Source organism: Aquamicrobium sp. NLF2-7 (assembly GCF_022359935.1).
GTDB classification, from domain to species: domain Bacteria; phylum Pseudomonadota; class Alphaproteobacteria; order Rhizobiales; family Rhizobiaceae; genus Mesorhizobium; species Mesorhizobium lusatiense.
On record NZ_JAKSED010000001.1, the window covers coordinates 1,364,304 to 1,381,705 of the forward strand.

A 17,402-nucleotide genomic window follows, 5' to 3' on the forward strand; every position below is an offset into this window, starting at 1 on the left:
ACCGGCGAAGGTAGGTCAGCGCGCTTTCAGCGCCGCCATGTTCACCTTCTCCGAACGGATCCCCAGTCCGACAAGGCGTCCGGTCAGATGGGCGAGAAATGGCCAGCGGGCAATGCCTTTCACGAAGGAAGGCGGGCCGCTGCGTTTCACCGCACTTTCCTGACGCTTCTTGCTGCTCGACTGCATCATGAGCTGAAGTTTCTGCGTGGCTTTGGTCGGGAAGGCACGGCGCTTTTCCACCGCCGCGAGATGCCGGTCGGCCAGCCTGACCTCGCGCAGCGGCACGGACAATATGTTGGCCGCCGCCACGGCATCCTGAATGGCGAGGTTCACCCCGAAGCCACCGATGGGCGACATGGCGTGCGCGGCGTCTCCAATGCACAGCAGCCCCGGCCGCCACCAGCTTTTCAGCCGGTCGATGCGGATCGAAAGCAGGTGAACGTCATCCCATGACCTGATTTCCGCGACACGGTCGGCCGGCAGCGGCGAGACGGCCGCCACCGCTTCGCGGAACGCCTCGATGCCCTTTTCCTTCACCTCGGCGAAGCTGCCCTTGCGCACCACATAGCCGCACTGCCAGTAATCGCCGCGATCCACCATCACGAAGCCCTGACGCGGTCCGCCATGCCCCATCGTGTAGGGCGGATCGTCCGGCTGGTGGGAGAGCTTCATCCACAGGACGTCGCTCGGCGCGCCGAAGCTTTCGACTTCCAGCCCGGCCTTTGCCCGCACGATGGAATTGCGGCCATCCGCACCGACCACCAGCGGCGCCCGGACTTCGACGGAACCGTCCGGCGTGCGGGCGACAAGCCCGGCAATGCGTCCGCCGTCCTCGATCAGGTCGGTGACCTCAGCCGACATGACGATGTGGAAATTCGGCAGTTTCCTCGCCTCGCGCGCGAGAAAATCGAGGAAATCCCACTGCGGCATGAAGGCGATGAAGCGGCATTTCGTCGGCAGCCGGGAGAAATCGGCGATGGTGACGTCCCTGCCGCCGATCTCGGCATGCAGCCGCGGCGCCTGCGTGTGCGGCACCTTGAGTAGTTCGTCCAGCAACCCGAGCTGGTCGATGATGTCGAGCGTCGAGGGATGCACCGTGTCGCCCCTGAAGTCGCGCAGGAAATCGGCGTGCTTCTCCACCACCGTGACATCGACCCCTGCCCGCGCCAGGAGCAGGCCGAGCATGAGCCCGCCGGGACCGGAGCCAGCGACCACGCATTGCGTGTCGATCGTTCTGGATGTTGCGGGCTGGTCCATCATCGATCTCCTGTCTTTGCGGTCAGAACCGCGCCGCAATGCTGAATTTCAGCGTGCGGCCCGGACCGTTCATCGAATCCGCGGTCATTCCCGGCTTGTATACCTTATCAGTCAGGTTTTCTGCGGTGAAATTGAGATCGAGATTGTCGCTGACCTTGTATGAGGCGAACGCATCGTAAAGCCGGTAGGGTTCGACGCCGGAAGGCGGCGTTCCCGTCGAGGCCTGCCCGCCATAGACGCTCTCCGAAACGCTGCGCACGCGCCCGCCAAGGGTCAGCCGATCCTCGAACAGCCGAACCCCGGCCGTCAGCGTCCAGACCTGTTTCGGCGGCCCGGCGAAGACGCCAAGACCAGCCGACGGCACCGGCAGGTCCGCCTTGATGTGGTGATAGCCGAGGCCGGCAAAGGCGAAACCGGCATCATAGGCGGCATCCAGCTCAAACCCCTTCACCTTGCTGGTGCCAGCCACATTGTCGAAATAGAAGCAGGTCGCCGCCACGCAGCTCCCCTGCATGGAGACGATATAATCGTCGATCTCGCTGGAATAGTAGCTGCCCTTGAGACGCAGGCCGTCACCTGTCCGCAGCACATTGTCGAAAACCAGATTGGCACCGGCTTCCCATCCCTTCGAGCGCTCGGGCTCAAGGAAGGGATTGGGATAGAAGCGCACGAAATTCCCGACGAAACCGGGATGACGGTTGGCCATCAGGGTCTCCGTGATCGCCGGCGGGCGGAAGCCGAGCCCGTAGCTTCCGTAGACGGAAAGCCACGGTACCGGCCGCGCGGCCAGCGTTACCTTCGGGCTCACCGCCGTCTCGGATTTGTCGACCGAGAACGGGCCGGCCGGCACAGCCGGCATGCCTCCCGTTCCGGTGGTCGGGTTGTTGCCCGAGCCCGACAGCGAGAAGTGATCGATGCGCGCGGCGGCCGTCAGGTCGAACATACCTTTCGTCGCCGTCATCTCGGCAAATCCCGAAACGATGCTGCGATTGCCCGACGGCGTCCAGCCGGACGAGGTCTGATGTGTGTCGGGGCCCGTTTCGTCGGTGCGCACCCGGTCCCATGTGCCCTCCATCCCGTATTTCAGGGCCAGAGCGACACCGCCCGCCGAAAAGCGCGAGACATTGCTGACATCAAAGCCGAAGCTGTCATTGTTGTAATCGATGTCCTCGCCGGCAATCAGGTTGCCAGTGAACCAGTACTGGTTGACCCTCGTCTTGTTGTAGTAGGCATTGGTGCGCAGATCGACCAGATCGCTGTCGGGATCGTAACGATGCTTCGCCGTCAGCGTGGTGACATTGGCGTCAAACTCGGTGGAGTTGAGCGCGAATTCGTTGTGATAGCGGATGAAGCCGAGAGCGAGCGTCTGTTCGTCGCTCAACTGAAGGCCGACCTTTGCCAGCCCCGAGACGAGGTCCTGTCCCGTCTGGTCGGCATGATTCCCGTTGCCGTCCCTGTAGCGCCCTGAATCGCGGAAGCTGAGCGCGCCGATGCCGGAGATGCGGTCGTTGCGCCCACCTGCAGCCAGCGTGCCCGACCAGTTGTAGCCGTTCGTGCCGTAGGTCGTGGTGGCTTCAGCACCCCAGTCCTTGCCGCCGGTGAGAATGTCGTCCAGTTCGAGCGTGCGGAAATTGACGATGCCGCCAAGCGAGCCAGCGCCGCCCTCGGTCGCGACCGTTCCCTTGGCAATGGACACGCCGCGAATGAGGGCGGGGTCGATGAATGCCATGCCCATCGGCCCCGCCGTCGTGTACTGGAAAGTCTGGCGCGCACCGTCGATCGAAACGTTGGTGCGGCCGAAATCCTGCATGCCGCGAACATTCACCGAAACGCCGGGCATCCGCGCCTGCCCTTGCGTGAACACGCCAGGAACCGTTTGCAGGATGTTGTCCGGCCGGCCGGGTCCGATCTGCTTTATCTCTTCGCGTGTCACCGTGCGTACGGATGACGACGCACGAAAATCCGCCTCGCGCAGCGCCCTGGCGTCCTCGGCACCCAGCCGTGCCCGCTTCCCGGCGGGCACCACGATGGTGTCGAGCAGGGTGGAGTTCCCGTCGTCCGCAGTTTGCTGCGCCGATGCATGGGTCATCGCGCATAGAAGCGCGACACCCGTCGACAAAGCGGTGGCGACAAGCAGCTTCTCGCTGCGCAGCGGAACAATGGCCACGGAACTCTCCTGAAAACCGGATGGTTGGAGTTCGCGTTTTGTAATTATATAACATCACGAGTCAAGTTTAAAAAAAACAGATCGCACCGGTTCCATCAAGGATGGCCGGTGCGATTGCCGCAGGGGCACTGCTTTCCGGAAACCGCTCCGGGGAACACCGGCATATGCCTGCTCCCCGAAGCGCGGCCACCGTATCCCGCCCGTGAAGGCTCCGGCCTAGAGATAGAGGTGGCGGATGGTATCGTCCTGCAGCAGGTCCGAGCTCTTGCCGCTCAGCGCGATCTTTCCGCGGATCAGCAGATACCCCCTTTCGGCGATCGAAAGGGCGGTTTCCGCATTCTGCTCGATCAGCAGCACGGCCTTTCCCTCGTCGCGGATACGGGAAACGATCTGGAAATATTCGTCGATGAGCTTGGGCGACAGTCCGAGCGACGGTTCATCCATCACCACCAGCCTGGGATCGCCGATCAGCGCGCGCGCCAGCGCCACCATGGCCTGCTCGCCGCCGGACATGGTGCCGGCCTTCTGGCCCAGCCGCTCACGGATGCGCGGGAAGAGATCGGCCATGCGTTCGAGCTGCGCCTCGAAATCAAGCGCGGGATTGCGCGCCGCATCGAAGGCAAGCCGCAGGTTCTCGCGAACGGTCAGCGTCGGAAACAGCCGCCGCCCCTCCGGAACGAAGCCCGCGCCAAGGCTGGCCAGCCGCTCCGTGCCGCATTCCTTCACGTCCCGTCCGGCGATCCGGATGGAACCGCTGTCGCTGCGCAGCAGGCCACAGATCGCATTGAAGGTGGTGCTCTTGCCGGCGCCGTTCGGCCCGAGCAGGCACACCATCTCGCCCGGCCCCACCTGCAGCGAGACGTCCCGCAGCATCGGCACTGAACCATAACTCGTGCTGACGGAATTCATCTCAAGCATGATGCGCTGCCTTCTGTCCGAGATAGGCTTCCTGTACGCGCGGCATCAGCCGCACCTGCGAGAAATCGCCATCGGCGATCTTGCGGCCATAGTCGATCACCGCCACCCGGTCGGGCAGCGCCGCGACGAGGCGCATGTCATGTTCGATGATCAGGAAGGAGAGGCCCGGTCGCTCGGCCATCACCCTGCGCACATCGGCCATCAGCCCGTCCGTGTCGCGGTCGTCCATTCCCGAAGACGGCTCGTCCAGCATGATCACCCTAGGCTCCGAGGCCAGCGCCCGCACGATCTCCAGACGGCGACGGTCTGCCTGCGGCAACGCGCCGGCCAGCGTGTGCCTGCGGGCATGCAGTTGCGGGGAGACCGCATGAAGCAACTCGCCTGCCCGCGCAGCCGCCGCTTCAAGCTCGGCCCGCGCAGTGGCGGGGCGCAGCAAGGCATCGAAGACACCGGATCTGGTGCGGGTGTGCATGCCTATCAGCACGTTATCCAGAAGGGTCAGGTCGTTGAACAGGCGGCTGGACTGGAAGGTGCGGGCGATACCGGCCGCCGCGATGCGATGCGCAGGCCAGCCCGTAATGTCCTTACCCTCCAGCTTCATGCTGCCATGGGTCGGCCGGTAAATGCCGGAGATCAGATTGAAGAGGGTCGACTTTCCCGCCCCGTTCGGGCCGATGATGCAGACCACCTCGGAATGGTTCAGCGTAAGGTCGACCTCGGCGACCGCGACCAGACCTCCGAAGCGGATCGACAGGCCGCGGACTTCAAGCAGCGGATGGCTCATCGATGGGCTCCGTAGTTTCGCGCGCGCTGCGGGAACAGTCCCTGCGGGCGCAGGATGAGGAACAGGATCACCACCACGCCGACGAACAGCAGCCTGTAGTCGGAGAAGATGCGCAGCTTCTCGGGCAGCATGGTCAGCAGGAAGGCCCCGATGATGACGCCCAGCGTGTTGTCCATGCCTCCCACGATCACCATGGTCATGATGGTCACGGAGACGAGGAAGGTAAAATTGTCCGGCGAGATGTAGCTGACATAGAAGGCGTAGATGGTGCCCGCGAACGCCGCCAGAAATGCATCCACGCCGAAGGCCAGCATCTTGTACCAGACGATGTCGATGCCCTGGCAGCGCGCCGCCAGCGGGTCGGCCCGCAGGGCGTTCCAGGCAAGCCCGACCCGGCTGTTGTGCAGGCGGCGGGCGGCGATAATCGAAAGGCCGACGAGCGCCGCCGACAGGTAGTAGAAGTTCGCCTGGCTCGGCAGGCGGAACCCGAACACCTCGATCGGGCGGGTGAACGAGTGGCCGAAAAGGCTCGGCGCGGGAATGCCGACCAGCCCGTTCGCGCCGCCTGTCCAGCTGAAGTTGTTGAGAAGCTGATGCACGACGATGCCGAAGGCGATGGTGACGAGCGCCAGATAGCTGTCCTTGGTCCGCATCGACGGAAAGCCCAGCAGGAAGCCGAATATGGTGGCGACGACCGCCGCAACCGGCAGGGTCAGCCAGAACGACACCCCGAAATTGATGGCGAGAAGCGCCGAGGTATAGGCGCCGATGCCGTAGGAGGCACCCGTCGCGAAATTGGGAATGTTGGCGCTGCCGAGCTGGAAGTTCAGCGCCAGCGCCAGCACGGCATAGAGCTGCGCGACGATAAGCAGATGCAATGCATAGCTGCTGCCCTGCATGAAGAAGGGATAGACCATCACGATCACGGCTCCCAGCGCGATCGCCAGTTGCTGCTGCTCGTGAAAGGCGGCGACGATCCGCTCCTCGAACGCCGGGCGCCATTGCAGGAGACCGAAGATGGCGCCCATGACGGCCAGCAACAGGACCACGATTGCGGTCTGTTCGCTGAGCAGGAAGGCGCCCAGCAGAACCGCGCTGCCAAGCTCCACCGCCACGACGATGGAGGCATCAAGGCTCGTGCCGGAGCGCTCCACCGGAGCCTCCACGTGAATACCGGTTTGCGACATGGATCACACCTTCTCGAAAACGGGTTTGCCGAGCATTCCCGATGGTTTGAACACCAGGACGAGGATGGTCAGCATGAAGATGAAAACCAGCCTGTAGGACGCACCATCGGGAACCAGCACCTGAACCAGAACGTCCACGCCGGCGATCAGCAGGCTGCCCAGAATGGCTCCGTTCATCGAACCGAGGCCGCCGATCACCGCCGCCGAAAACCCGATCAGCCCGAGCTGGATGCCAAAATCGAAGCGAACGACGCCCGCATGGCTGACGAAGAACACCGCACCGATCGCACCCACCGCCGAGGCGATGAAGAAGGTGACGGCAAAAATGCGGTCCGGCCGGACAGCCATCAGGCGCGCAATGCTCAGATCTTCGGCGACCGCACGGATGCGCACGCCGACAGGCGTGTGGCTGATCAGCGCGAACAGGGCCGCGACCATGGCAACGCTGACACCGATCACGATCAGGCTGAACACGGGAATGACCACGTCGCCGATCTGGATCACGCCGGTGGCGATCGCCGGAAACGGCTTGGGATTGGAACCTTGCGGGTAGAGGGTGCGGATCATTTCCCGGATGACGGTGCCGAGAGCGACCGTTGCGACGAGCGCCATCATGGCCGGAGAGGTGCGGAAGCGCCGGATCACAAGCCAGTCGAGCAACACGCCGAGCAAGCCGATGGCGGCCATGGCCGCCAGTATCGCCACCAGCAGTGCCGCCGACGCCCCGAGCGGCATGGCCATGGCCGTAACCGCCTGAACAACGGCCAGTGCGATGAAGGGACCGACCATCGCCACGTCGCCGTGCGAAAAGTGAATCACATTCAGGACGCCGAAAAGCAGGCTGAAGCCAAGCGCGATCAATGTGTAGATGCTGCCAAGCACCAGCCAGTTGAGCAAATGCTGCATAAGCAGAGCGTCCATCAAGATCCTCCCTCTTCATGTGGCGCTGATGGTCCAGCTTATGAGCGCCTTCTGTTCCAGCGCAAAGCAAAAGCCTGAGATTTTGACTAGGGTTTTCCGAAGCAGGCCATCGGAAATTACGACTTTCTATCGCAGGGGCGATCCCGCAGCCTGCATCATCGGCTGACGCATGAGCATGTTCCGGGCCCGGATGCCCGAGCGATCGGCACGGCCGGAACAAGGGAACGAACGGGAGAATAATAATGAGAACATCACTTATGCGCCGGCGCACTGTGCTGGCGGGACTAATGATGCTGTCGACGGCCATGGCCATCATGCCTGCTGGCGCGCAGGACAAGCCGCATATCAAGCTGGGGTTCATCGGCCCCGTCAGCGGCGGCAATGCCCAGCAGGGTCTGGGCGCCCGCAACGGCTTCCTGCTCGCGATAGAGCAGGCGAACGCGGCCGATTACCCCTATCAGGTAGAGCCTGTGGCGCTTGACGATGCCTCGGACCCGCAAACAGGTGTCGGCGCCGCCCTCAAGCTGGTCAACGATCCCGATGTCGTCGCCGCCATCGGTCACTGGAACAGCCCCGTCGCGCTCGCCACCATGCCGGTCTTTCACCGTTCCCAGATGCCGATGATCGTCTGGGGCGCCATCAGCCCGCAGATCACCCAGCAAAATCTTCCTGAAATCACGCGCGTTACGCCTACCCTCGTTGCCGAAAACCATCCGCTGGCGGACTGGGCGGCGACCGGGCTCGGCGCCAAGAAAATAGCGATTTTTGCCGACACCAGCGACTATGGCACCGCCAACTCGCAGGCATTCGACGGCTTCTTCACCGAGGCCGGCGGCGAGATCGTCGCCAAGGAACTCTTCCCCGTCGGAACGGTCGATTTCCGCACGGCGCTGACCAAGCTGCGCGATGCGTCGCCCGACGCGATCTATTTCGGCGGCGTCATCGCCGAGGCAGGCATCCTGCGCAAGCAGATGGCCGAGGTGGGGCTTAACATACCGATGATCGGCATCTCCGGCTTCTACGATCCGGACTTCATTGCCCTGGCCGGACCGGCCGCGGAAGGCACGATGGTGAGCTATCCGGCCTCGCAGTCAAATCCGAAGCTTGAGAAGATGAATGCCGACTACGCAGCAAGGGCGTTTTCGGAGCCGACGAGCCCCTACACCAAATACGCCTACGACGCGACCAACATACTGCTGACCGTGATCCGGGAAAAAGGCATCGACGACAAGGTGGCGCTGGCCGAGGCCATTCGGGCGATCAGCTATGACGGCGTGCTCGGCACGACCACCTTCGATGAGAACGGCCAGACCCGGATAGAGGTCACCATCGAGATCAAGGAAGTGCGCGACGGCGCCTGGACGGACCACAAGAAATAACCCGCTCCTTCCGATGCCGGAGCGCCTTCTCCGGCATCGGAAAAACTGCTGCAGGACTGCGGAAACCCTTATTTTCGGTGTCTGCGCCGGCTTGTTACCACTGTCTGGAACCCCGCCCCGCAAGCGGCCGGGAACGAAGGCCCCTTAGGCCTTCCCAGCCACGACTTCCCAGCAATGCAAAGGACAACTGATGATCAGGACAGGTCAGGAATACAGGGATTCGATCCGCGACGGCCGGCGGATCTGGGTCAACGGCGAACGCGTCAACGACGTCACCACCCATCCCCAGTTCAAGCCGCTGGTGGATATCCGCGCCCGCATCTTCGACATGCAGCACGAGGAAGCGCATCGCGACATCATGACGGTGGAGCAGGATGGAGAGCGCAACGCGCTCGGCAGCGCCCTGCCCCGCACGCAGGACGACTGGTGGGCCAAGCGCCGCGCCACTGATCATATGCTCAACGAGATCGGCGGCGTCGTCACCCGCGTCGGCGACGAAACCGTGGGCGAGATGTGGTCCCTCTTCGACGGTCAGGACGTGCTGAACGAGGTCGACCCGCAATTCTCGAAGAATATCGAGACCCACATCCATCGCGTTCTGCGGGAAGACCCCTTCCACGTTTCGGCAAACACCGACCCGAAGGGCGACCGCTCGAAGGCGCCTCAGGATCAGGATCCCGACATGCTCCTGCATGTGGTAAAGGAAACCGATGCGGGCATCATCGTTCGCGGCGCGAAATACGAGACGGCGGCCGCCTATGCCAATCAGGCCTTCACGAAGCCGACGATTGCCAACTGGGGCAACAACGCCCTCAGCGACTACGCTGTGGGCTTCATCTGCGATCTCGGCAGCGAGAACCTGAAGTTCATCTGCCGCACCGGCTTCGCCGGCCGTGCTCCGGAAAAGGACTATCCGCTGGCCAACAAGTTCGACGAGGTCGACACGATCGTCATTTTCGACAACGTGCTGATCCCGTGGGAGAACGTGCTGTTCTATCGCCACACCAAGGCGGCGACCTTCATACGGGCGACCCTGCACCGCTATTCGGCCTTCGCCTTCGTCCAGCGCAACCTCAAGGTTGCCGACATGATGATCGGCGCGGCTCTCTTCAATGCGCGTCAGACCGGCCTCGACAAGCAGCAGGCCGTGCAGGAAAAGCTGGCCCAGCTTGCCGTCTACCGTGAAGGGATCAACGCCCACCTGACGGCAGCGATCGCACTCGGCGAACGTTCGCCCGCCGGTCTGATGATGCCCAACCAGTCCCTGCTCTATACGGGCCGCGTGCTGGCCTGCTCGCAACTGCATGAAATGATGCACATCGCCCGCGAGCTCTGCGGCGGCCAGATCTGCGTCACGCCGGATGCTGCCTCCTTCGAGCATCCCGACACGAAGCCATGGCTGGAGAAATATTACAGCATCAATGAGGAATGGGTGGCAGACGACCGGCGCAAGCTGCTTGCCTTCGCCCGCGACCTTCTGAACTCCGATTATGCCGGCCACCGGCTCACCTTCCAGTTGTTCGCGCAGTCTCCGCCCTTCGCCCATCTTGCCGCGGTCTACCGGAACTTCGACTGGGATGGTCCGCTGGCTTTCGTCAAGGATGCCGCAGGCCTGTCCGACCGGGTGATGGGCGGACGCACCCTCTCCGCAGGCGACAGCGCGATTTCAAGCTGGTTCTCGACCGACATCGGCACCCACGCAAAGCGCGCCGCCGCGGAATGATCCTCTCCGGACGGCATCCGCAGGTATGCCGTCTACCCTCCCTTGGCCCCAGCTCCATTGCCCGAACCATCCGGGCCTCAAGCGATACGGAAACCACGACATGATCCACAAGCGGCTTCGCCCCTTCAACACCAAGAAGACCTATCCCGAGCAGAACCTCGACAACGATCTGAGCCAGGGCGTCGTCGCCCGCGGCACCATGGTTTTTCTGCGCGGTCAGGTCTCGCAGGATCTGGATACGCGCGAGTGCCTCCACGTCGGCGATGCCGGCAAGCAGACGGCCAAGACGATGGAAAACATCAAGATGCTGCTTGAGGAAGCCGGCAGCGAGATGGCGCATATCTGCCGCATCGTCGTCTATGTCACCGACATCCGCTACCGCGAGGCCGTCTATCAGGAGATGGGCAAGTGGATGAAGGGCGTGCATCCCTGCTCCACCGGCATTGTGGTTCCCGCTCTGGCGCGGCCGGAATGGGTCGTCGAGATCGAAGTCACCGCCGTCATTCCCGACGCCGCTTAAGGGGATGCCGCAATGACCTTTTCCATTTCCGCCCGCTGTCCCGATACCGGCATGTTCGGCATCGCCGTGTCCTCCTCATCACCCTGCGTGGCCGCGCGCTGCGCCCATGCCCGGGCCGGCGTGGGGACGGTGGCGACGCAGAACATCACCGACCCGCGGCTGGGGCCGAAAGGGCTGGACCTCATGGCTTCCGGTCTTTCGGCAACGGATGCGCTGGAAGCGCTGAAGCGCGATGCCCCGCATCTGGAATATCGCCAGCTTGCGCTGGTGGACGCGCAGGGCCGCACCGCCTCGTTTTCCGGCGAGCGCACGCTTGGAACCCATAGGGTGGCGACAGCACCGGGCGTCATCGCGGCAGGCAACCTTTTGTCCGATCCGGGCGTGCCCGATGCCATGGTGGCGGCCTTTTCCGAAAGTGCCGGACAGGGAATTGGCGATCGCCTGCTGGCCGCGATGCGTGCGGCAGAAGAAGCAGGCGGCGAAGAAGGTCCCGTGCATTCCGTCGGCATGCTCCTCGTCCGCAAGGAAGCATGGGCGATCGCGGACCTGCGCGTCGACTGGGCCGATCATGACCCGATCGGCGAGCTTTCCGAATTGTGGGAGCGCTGGAAGGGTGAAATGGAAGCCTATGTCTCGCGCGCCCTCAACCCCTCCGTCGCACCGAGCTATGGCGTGCCGGGGGACCTCTGAGGCCTGACACACCGCACAGCCGGCTGTGCAACTCCCTGACTGAAGCAGGTGCCGCGTTTCAGCATGCGGCACCGCCTTTACCGGACCCGCCGCAATGCGCACTCTGGACATTCTCGACAGGCTGATTGCCTTTCCGACCGTCAGTCGCCAGTCGAACCTCGCCCTCATCGACTATGTGCGCAGCCTTCTGGATGGCGCGGGTATCGCTTCGCAACTGGTCACGAGCACGGACGGCACCCGCGCCAACCTGTTCGCCACCATAGGCCCCAACGACCGTGGCGGCGTCATCCTCTCAGGCCACACCGATGTGGTGCCTGTCGAGGGACAGGCATGGACGCGCGATCCGTTCCGCCTCTCCATTGCCGGCGAGCGGGCCTATGGGCGCGGCACGACCGACATGAAGGGTTTTGTGGCTTCGGCGCTGGCCACGGCACTCGATGCAGCCAGCAGAACGCTGCAAACGCCGCTTCATCTTGCTTTTTCCTACGATGAGGAAATCGGCTGCGTCGGCGTTCGAGGGCTGCTGGATCATCTGGAAACAGCAAGCCCGCGCCCTGCCCTTTGCCTTGTCGGCGAGCCGACCGGGTTGCGCATTGCCACCGGCCATAAGGGCAAGCTGGCCTTACGTGCGTGTTGCACAGGGCATGCCGCCCATTCCGCGCTGGCCCCGACCGCGCTGAACGCGCTGCACATGGGGGCGGATTTTCTGGACGTGCTGCGCCGGGAACAGGACCGCCTCGCACGAACCGGCGCACGCGATGCGGCTTACGACATCCCCTACAGCACCATACATGCCGGCGTGATGAGCGGCGGTCAGGCTCTGAACATCGTTCCCGACCACTGCCGGATCGATTTCGAGATCCGCAATCTGGCGAGCGACGACCCGCAGGCGATACTCGACGGCATCCGCGACGGCGCGGAAGGGATCCTTGCCCCCCTGAAGCCCTCCTTTCCGCAGGCGGCGATCTCCATCGACGAGGTGAACGCCTATCCCGGCCTCGACACGGCGGATGGCTCGGCGGTCGTCACGCTGCTGCGCCGCATCACCGGGCATGATGAGGACACCTGCAAGGTCGCGTTCGGCACGGAAGCGGGCCTGTTCCACAATCGTCTCGGCATTCCCGCGGCAATCTGCGGGCCCGGCCATATGGATCAGGGCCACAAGCCCGACGAATTCATCGCTCTGGATCAGCTCGCCGCCTGTGACGCCATGCTGGGCAGGCTGGTTGACGAGCTGGAAACCGGACTTTGAAACCGCCGAAACCGTTTTTGGCAATGAGCAGTTCTACGGACTCTCCTCTTCGCCATCGCCAGAAAATACGCTGGTTCACGACTGGAACATGATGGCCACCTCCGCGGAGGTGGACTTTTGCATGGATGCAGGGGATTATCGGAGGCCAGCCAAAATATTGGATCATCAACTCTCCACCTGACGCCGGAATCGTGCTGGCCAGGGCGGCGGCTCCATATGGGAAAAGCATGCGCTTCACGCTTCGTCAGTTGAGCTATTTCGTCGCCGCCGGGGAAACCGGCAGCGTCACGCGCGCAGCCGAACAGGTCAACATCTCCCAGCCGTCGATTTCGGCGGCGATCTCGCATCTGGAAGTCGAGTTCGGCGTGCAGCTCTTCGTGCGCCATCATGCACAGGGCCTTTCGCTGACGCCTGCCGGACAAAGGCTGCTTGTCGCCGCCAAGAACGCATTGCGCACGACAAACGGGCTCTACGAAGTCGTCAACGCCACGATGAGCGCGGTCACGGGCCCGATCAATGTCGGCTCCTTCCGAACCTTCACGCCACTGATCGTGCCGGAACTCTGGCAGAGCTTCATCGCCAGATATCCGGACGTGCGCATGCACGTCACCGAAGGCAGCGAGGCCGAGTTGCTCGACGGCCTCAGAACCGCGCGGATCGACGTGGCAATGACCTACGAATTCAGCGTGACCGCCGACATGGATTTCGTGCCATTGGCCGAGCTGCCGACCTATGTGCTGCTGGCGGCGGATCATCCTTTTGCCACGCGCCCCAGATTGCGGCTGACGGAACTGGCGGACGAGCCTTTCATCCTGCTCGATCTTCCCCTCACGCGGCAATATTTCCTGTCCCTGTTCGAACGCGCCGGCGTCGCGCCCAGGATCGTCACCGAAACCAGCCTGCCGGCTGCCCTGCGTTCCTATGTCGGGGCGGGAATAGGCTTCTCGATGATGACGGTGCGCCCCCGCAACATGAGCGCGGAGAACGGCTGCCCGCTGGCCTATGTCGAGCTCGATGATGACTGCCCGCCGATGAAGCTCGGCCTTGCCAGCCTGAAGGAACTGAGGAGATCGCGGGTTGCGGAAGCCTTCGAGGAGTTTTGCCGCGAACTCATTCACGGCGGCACCCTGCCCGGCATGGTGCCCATTCCGGCACCACAATCTGCCACCTGAACGAGCTTCCTCGCTTTTTCAAAGGCAGAACACCAGAAAAGCCTTCTTTCGTGTTTGGCCCCGCACTGGAACAATACTGGAGCAGTACCGCCGCCGGGCGGATATTCAACCAGTTGGAAATACGGAGTGCCGGGTTGGACGCGAAGATTGAACAGGCCATCCGCAACAAGTTCCTTGAGGGCATGAGCCATGCCGCCTGCACGGTGAACATCGTCACCACCGACGGGGAGGTCGGGCGCGCGGGCGTTACCGTCTCGGCCATGGCCTCGGTATCCGCCGACAGCGACTGGCCGACCTTGCTCGTATGCGTGCACCACCTGAGCCCCGCAGCGGCGAAGATCGTCGAGAACGGCGTGCTGTGCGTCAACGTCCTCAGGGACGACCAGTCCTATATCTCGGATACTTTCGCCGGCCGTTTCCGGGACGAAGTCAGCGACAAGTTCGAGTGCACCGAGTGGGTGAACATGCCCTCCGGTGCTCCGCGCATTGCCGATCCTCTCGTTGCCTTCGACTGCCGGCTGATCTCTTCGGAAAAAGTCGGAACCCACTACATTTTCCTGTGCGAGGTGCGTGATCTGCATATTGCCCGCTCGGGTTCGCCGCTGATCTACGCCAACCGCGCCTATGGCGCCTCCACGCGCATCGACGGCGCGAGATCCCTTGCGGCCGCCCGCATGAACGCCGGGGCAAAGCTCTCCGTCGGATGCTTTCACACATTCGGTCCCTTCATAATGCCGCGGCTGATCGAGAAGATGGAGGGAATCGGCATCCGCCTGATCGAGGGCGACCAGCGCCGCCTCAGCGAAAGCCTGCGGGCCGGCGAGAGCGAGATCGCCCTGCTCTACGACATGGATCTGGACGACGATCTCGTGAAGATCCCGGTGGACGAGCTGCATCCCTACGTACTTCTTCCCGACGGACACCGTCTGGCGGCGCAATCGGAAATCGAGCCCACGGAACTGGCCGAGGAGCCGATGGTGCTGCTCGACGCGCCACCGAGCGCCGACTACTTCGCCGGGATTATGCGCGCGGCCGGCGTCAATCCGCTGATCGCCCATCGCTCTGCCTCGTTTGAAATGGTGCGGGGCATGGTCGGGCATGGGCTCGGCTACGCGCTGCTGGTGACCAAACCCGCCTCCGACATGACCTATGACGGGCTGAAACTGGTGGTCAGGCCGCTGGTGGGCCAGAATGCGCCGAGTTCCATCGTCATCGCCCATCGCAGGCAGGAAACGCTGTCGGCACCTGCCCGGCGCTTCATCGAATGCTGCCGCGAGGTTTTCATGAAAAAAGCCCCGGTCGCCTGATGGCGCCGGGGCCGAATAGAGCCTGACGTCCCGCTTCCGGCCGGGCCCTTGGATTAGCAACCCAAATCGGTGAGAGAGCAACCGAAAACCGGAGTCCACTTTTCGGCCCGATGCTCTGGCCTTAGCCGCGAAACTGTCCGCGTTTCAGGGCAACGGCCAGAACGGCTGCGTCCGGTAAAAGACCGACGAAAGCAGGTTCGTCGAGAAGCGCGCTGTCGCCTTCTTGCAGAGAGACTGTTTGCGACGCCCCTTCGATCTCGCATCCACCCCTGACCGCGAACAGAACGGTAACCTCTTCCTGCGCGGTCTCAATATGCTCGCCTCGCGTCAGGATGCGCGCCGGCCCCAGATTCCACGCATTCCGCGCAGCCATGACGTTGAGAACCCGCACCGGGCCGGATGTCGGATTCCCGTGCGGCGTGAGGCCGGAATCGAAAGTGTAGGGCTGCAGGGGCGCCAGCTCCGCCCTGTGCGTGCCGAAATCGAGCGACAGCGCAGTCCCTTCGATTAGAGTGATCGTGCGCTCCACGCCCGCGAACGCAGAAAACAGTCCGGGTTCGGCAATGGTCGCCCGGCTGACCCTCACCTCGAACGCATCGCGTGTCGCCTCTTCGGGAAGCAGGCACACTTCATCCGTCGATCCGGTTCCGTTCTTCCAGGGCAGCGTCACGTAATCGCTGGCGGGCAGGTGGCGGATGCTCACAGACTTGCCTTTCCCGCATCCGGCAAGGCACAGGCTGCCTTTTCGAGCGCGCTGAATTCCTCCACCGACAGATAGCCGGCCTCTACCGCCAGATCCGCCAGCGCACGTCCCTGCGCCAGCGTCGCCCCGGCCAGCTCCGCCGCCCGTTCATAACCGATGACCGGAACCATGGGCGTGCACATCGCCGTGCTGGCGTCGAGCAGCGCGCGGCATCGCTCGGGCCGCGCCTTAATCCCGCTCACGCACTGATCGGTCAGTGTACGCATCCCGGCGGCGAGCAGCTTCAGCGCGTCCAGCAGGCTGTGGCCGATCACCGGTTCCATTGCGTTGAGCTGCAACTGACCGGCCTCTGCCGCGAAGCTGACCGTGACGTCATGGCCGATGACCCTGTAGGCGATCTGGCTCACCACCTCCGGGATCACCGGATTGACCTTGCCCGGCATGATCGAGGAACCCGCCTGCACCGCCGGCAGCTCGATCTCGCCAATGCCCGCACGCGGGCCGCTCGACAGCAGGCGCAGATCGTTGCACATCTTCGACAGCCTGACCGCCAGACGGCGCAGCGCGCCCGAAAGGGAAACGAGCGCCCCCATGTCGGACGATGCATCGATGAAATCCGCCGCAGCCGTGACCGGCAATCCGGAAATCGCTGCAAGATGGCTGATTGCCGCCGGAGAATACCCTGCCGGCGTGTTGATGCCGGTACCGATCGCCGTGCCACCCAGATTGACGACATGCAGCTCTTCAAGCGCTGCCGACACCTGCCGCGCTTCCTGCTCAAGGCCGGTCGCAAAGGCGGAAAATTCCGCACCCAGCGACATCGGCACCGCATCCTGAAGCTGCGTGCGGCCAAGCTTGAGCACGGTGGAAAACGCAGTTGCCCTGTCACGCAATGCCGAAATGAGGCGGTCAAGCTCGCTCTTCAGCGGATTGGCGGCCAGTATAAGGGCAAGGCGCAGCGCTGTCGGGTAGACGTCATTGGTGGACTGCGACCTGTTCACATGATCGTTCGGATGCAGGGCAGCGTAGTCGCCACGGGCGCGACCCAGCCTGTCCAGCCCCAGATTGGCAATCACCTCATTGGCATTCATGTTGGTGGACGTTCCCGCCCCACCCTGGATCATGTCTACGACGAATGCGTCGTGATGCTGCCCGCCGATCAGCAGCCGACAGGCAGCTTCAATCGCATCGAGTTTGGCCGTTTCCAGAACGCCGAGATCATGATTGGCCCGCGCAGCAGCGAGCTTCACCATGGCAAGAGCGCGCACCAGATCCGGAAAATCACCGACGCAGATGCCCGATATCGGGAAATTCTCGACCGCACGTTGCGTATGAATTCCAAACAGCGACTCGGCAGGAAGGGTGCGGGCGCCGAGCATGTCTCTCTCGGTCCGCAATTCGGCACTGGAATGCATTGTCATG

Annotated in this window: 15 protein-coding genes; 7 read left to right on the forward strand and 8 right to left on the reverse strand. The window is 63.2% G+C overall.

The window, feature by feature from the left end; translation table 11 throughout:
• Positions 1–15: 15 nt before the first annotated feature.
• The 6 genes from MIC97_RS06655 to MIC97_RS06680 all read right to left on the reverse strand — a co-directional run bounded on the left by MIC97_RS06655 (position 16) and on the right by MIC97_RS06680 (position 7,234).
• Positions 16–1,257, reverse strand: coding sequence for an FAD-dependent oxidoreductase (locus tag MIC97_RS06655; protein WP_239801055.1), 1,242 nt, complete (start codon positions 1,255–1,257; stop codon positions 16–18).
• A gap of 22 nt (positions 1,258–1,279) precedes the next feature.
• Positions 1,280–3,424 carry a TonB-dependent receptor gene (locus MIC97_RS06660; protein WP_239799371.1) on the reverse strand — a complete coding sequence of 715 codons (2,145 nt, stop codon included), beginning with the start codon at positions 3,422–3,424 and terminating at the stop codon, positions 1,280–1,282.
• Between the two features lie 216 nt (positions 3,425–3,640).
• Positions 3,641–4,342 (reverse strand): ABC transporter ATP-binding protein, encoded by a 702-nt coding sequence (locus MIC97_RS06665; RefSeq protein WP_239799372.1) that lies wholly within the window; start codon positions 4,340–4,342, stop codon positions 3,641–3,643.
• Positions 4,335–5,126: an ABC transporter ATP-binding protein gene (locus MIC97_RS06670; protein WP_239799373.1), complete on the reverse strand. Its 792-nt coding sequence runs from the start codon at positions 5,124–5,126 to the stop codon at positions 4,335–4,337. Before MIC97_RS06670 ends, MIC97_RS06665 begins: the two co-directional genes overlap by 8 nt.
• A complete protein-coding gene (locus tag MIC97_RS06675; protein ID WP_239799374.1) occupies positions 5,123–6,313 on the reverse strand; it encodes a branched-chain amino acid ABC transporter permease in 1,191 nt (396 codons plus the stop codon). The genes MIC97_RS06670 and MIC97_RS06675 overlap by 4 nt, the downstream gene beginning before the upstream one ends.
• 3 nt (positions 6,314–6,316) lie before the next feature.
• Positions 6,317–7,234 (reverse strand): branched-chain amino acid ABC transporter permease, encoded by a 918-nt coding sequence (locus MIC97_RS06680; protein WP_239799375.1) that lies wholly within the window; start codon positions 7,232–7,234, stop codon positions 6,317–6,319.
• A 242-nt stretch (positions 7,235–7,476) separates the two neighbouring features.
• Between MIC97_RS06680 and MIC97_RS06685 the strand changes: the two genes are divergently transcribed.
• The 7 genes from MIC97_RS06685 to MIC97_RS06715 all read left to right on the forward strand — a co-directional run bounded on the left by MIC97_RS06685 (position 7,477) and on the right by MIC97_RS06715 (position 15,277).
• On the forward strand, positions 7,477–8,613 hold the full coding sequence (locus tag MIC97_RS06685) for a branched-chain amino acid ABC transporter substrate-binding protein (protein WP_239799376.1): 1,137 nt from the start codon (positions 7,477–7,479) through the stop codon (positions 8,611–8,613).
• A gap of 190 nt (positions 8,614–8,803) precedes the next feature.
• Positions 8,804–10,336, forward strand: a complete 1,533-nt coding sequence (locus MIC97_RS06690) for a 4-hydroxyphenylacetate 3-hydroxylase family protein (protein ID WP_239799377.1) — start codon at positions 8,804–8,806, stop codon at positions 10,334–10,336.
• A 100-nt stretch (positions 10,337–10,436) separates the two neighbouring features.
• Positions 10,437–10,856 carry a RidA family protein gene (locus MIC97_RS06695; RefSeq protein ID WP_183831749.1) on the forward strand — a complete coding sequence of 140 codons (420 nt, stop codon included), beginning with the start codon at positions 10,437–10,439 and terminating at the stop codon, positions 10,854–10,856.
• Positions 10,857–10,868: 12 nt separating this feature from the next.
• A complete protein-coding gene (locus MIC97_RS06700) occupies positions 10,869–11,546 on the forward strand; it encodes a DUF1028 domain-containing protein (protein WP_239799378.1) in 678 nt (225 codons plus the stop codon).
• Positions 11,547–11,640: 94 nt separating this feature from the next.
• Complete coding sequence (gene argE, locus MIC97_RS06705; RefSeq protein ID WP_239799379.1) at positions 11,641–12,798, forward strand: acetylornithine deacetylase; 1,158 nt, start codon at positions 11,641–11,643, stop codon at positions 12,796–12,798.
• Positions 12,799–13,025: 227 nt separating this feature from the next.
• Positions 13,026–13,970 (forward strand): LysR family transcriptional regulator, encoded by a 945-nt coding sequence (locus MIC97_RS06710; RefSeq protein ID WP_239799380.1) that lies wholly within the window; start codon positions 13,026–13,028, stop codon positions 13,968–13,970.
• Between the two features lie 134 nt (positions 13,971–14,104).
• Positions 14,105–15,277, forward strand: coding sequence for a LysR substrate-binding domain-containing protein (locus MIC97_RS06715; RefSeq protein ID WP_239799381.1), 1,173 nt, complete (start codon positions 14,105–14,107; stop codon positions 15,275–15,277).
• 121 nt (positions 15,278–15,398) lie between these two features.
• Here the strand turns inward: MIC97_RS06715 and MIC97_RS06720 are convergent, their stop codons facing one another.
• Positions 15,399–15,980: a HutD family protein gene (locus tag MIC97_RS06720; protein ID WP_239799382.1), complete on the reverse strand. Its 582-nt coding sequence runs from the start codon at positions 15,978–15,980 to the stop codon at positions 15,399–15,401.
• Complete coding sequence (locus tag MIC97_RS06725; protein ID WP_239799383.1) at positions 15,977–17,401, reverse strand: aspartate ammonia-lyase; 1,425 nt, start codon at positions 17,399–17,401, stop codon at positions 15,977–15,979. Before MIC97_RS06725 ends, MIC97_RS06720 begins: the two co-directional genes overlap by 4 nt.
• Position 17,402 lies beyond the last annotated feature (1 nt).

Excerpts from the sequence above, each read along its gene's own strand:
- MIC97_RS06695 (WP_183831749.1), top strand. The coding sequence starts at position 10,437 with ATGATCCACAAGCGGCTTCGCCCCTTCAACACCAAGAAGACCTATCCC.
- MIC97_RS06680 (WP_239799375.1), bottom strand. The coding sequence starts at position 7,234 with ATGGACGCTCTGCTTATGCAGCATTTGCTCAACTGGCTGGTGCTTGGC.
- MIC97_RS06700 (WP_239799378.1), top strand. The coding sequence starts at position 10,869 with ATGACCTTTTCCATTTCCGCCCGCTGTCCCGATACCGGCATGTTCGGC.
- MIC97_RS06655 (WP_239801055.1), bottom strand. The coding sequence starts at position 1,257 with ATGGACCAGCCCGCAACATCCAGAACGATCGACACGCAATGCGTGGTC.
- MIC97_RS06685 (WP_239799376.1), top strand. The coding sequence starts at position 7,477 with ATGAGAACATCACTTATGCGCCGGCGCACTGTGCTGGCGGGACTAATG.
- MIC97_RS06710 (WP_239799380.1), top strand. The coding sequence starts at position 13,026 with ATGCGCTTCACGCTTCGTCAGTTGAGCTATTTCGTCGCCGCCGGGGAA.
- MIC97_RS06670 (WP_239799373.1), bottom strand. The coding sequence starts at position 5,126 with ATGAGCCATCCGCTGCTTGAAGTCCGCGGCCTGTCGATCCGCTTCGGA.
- MIC97_RS06675 (WP_239799374.1), bottom strand. The coding sequence starts at position 6,313 with ATGTCGCAAACCGGTATTCACGTGGAGGCTCCGGTGGAGCGCTCCGGC.
- argE (WP_239799379.1), top strand. The coding sequence starts at position 11,641 with ATGCGCACTCTGGACATTCTCGACAGGCTGATTGCCTTTCCGACCGTC.
- MIC97_RS06665 (WP_239799372.1), bottom strand. The coding sequence starts at position 4,342 with ATGCTTGAGATGAATTCCGTCAGCACGAGTTATGGTTCAGTGCCGATG.
- MIC97_RS06690 (WP_239799377.1), top strand. The coding sequence starts at position 8,804 with ATGATCAGGACAGGTCAGGAATACAGGGATTCGATCCGCGACGGCCGG.
- MIC97_RS06725 (WP_239799383.1), bottom strand. The coding sequence starts at position 17,401 with ATGACAATGCATTCCAGTGCCGAATTGCGGACCGAGAGAGACATGCTC.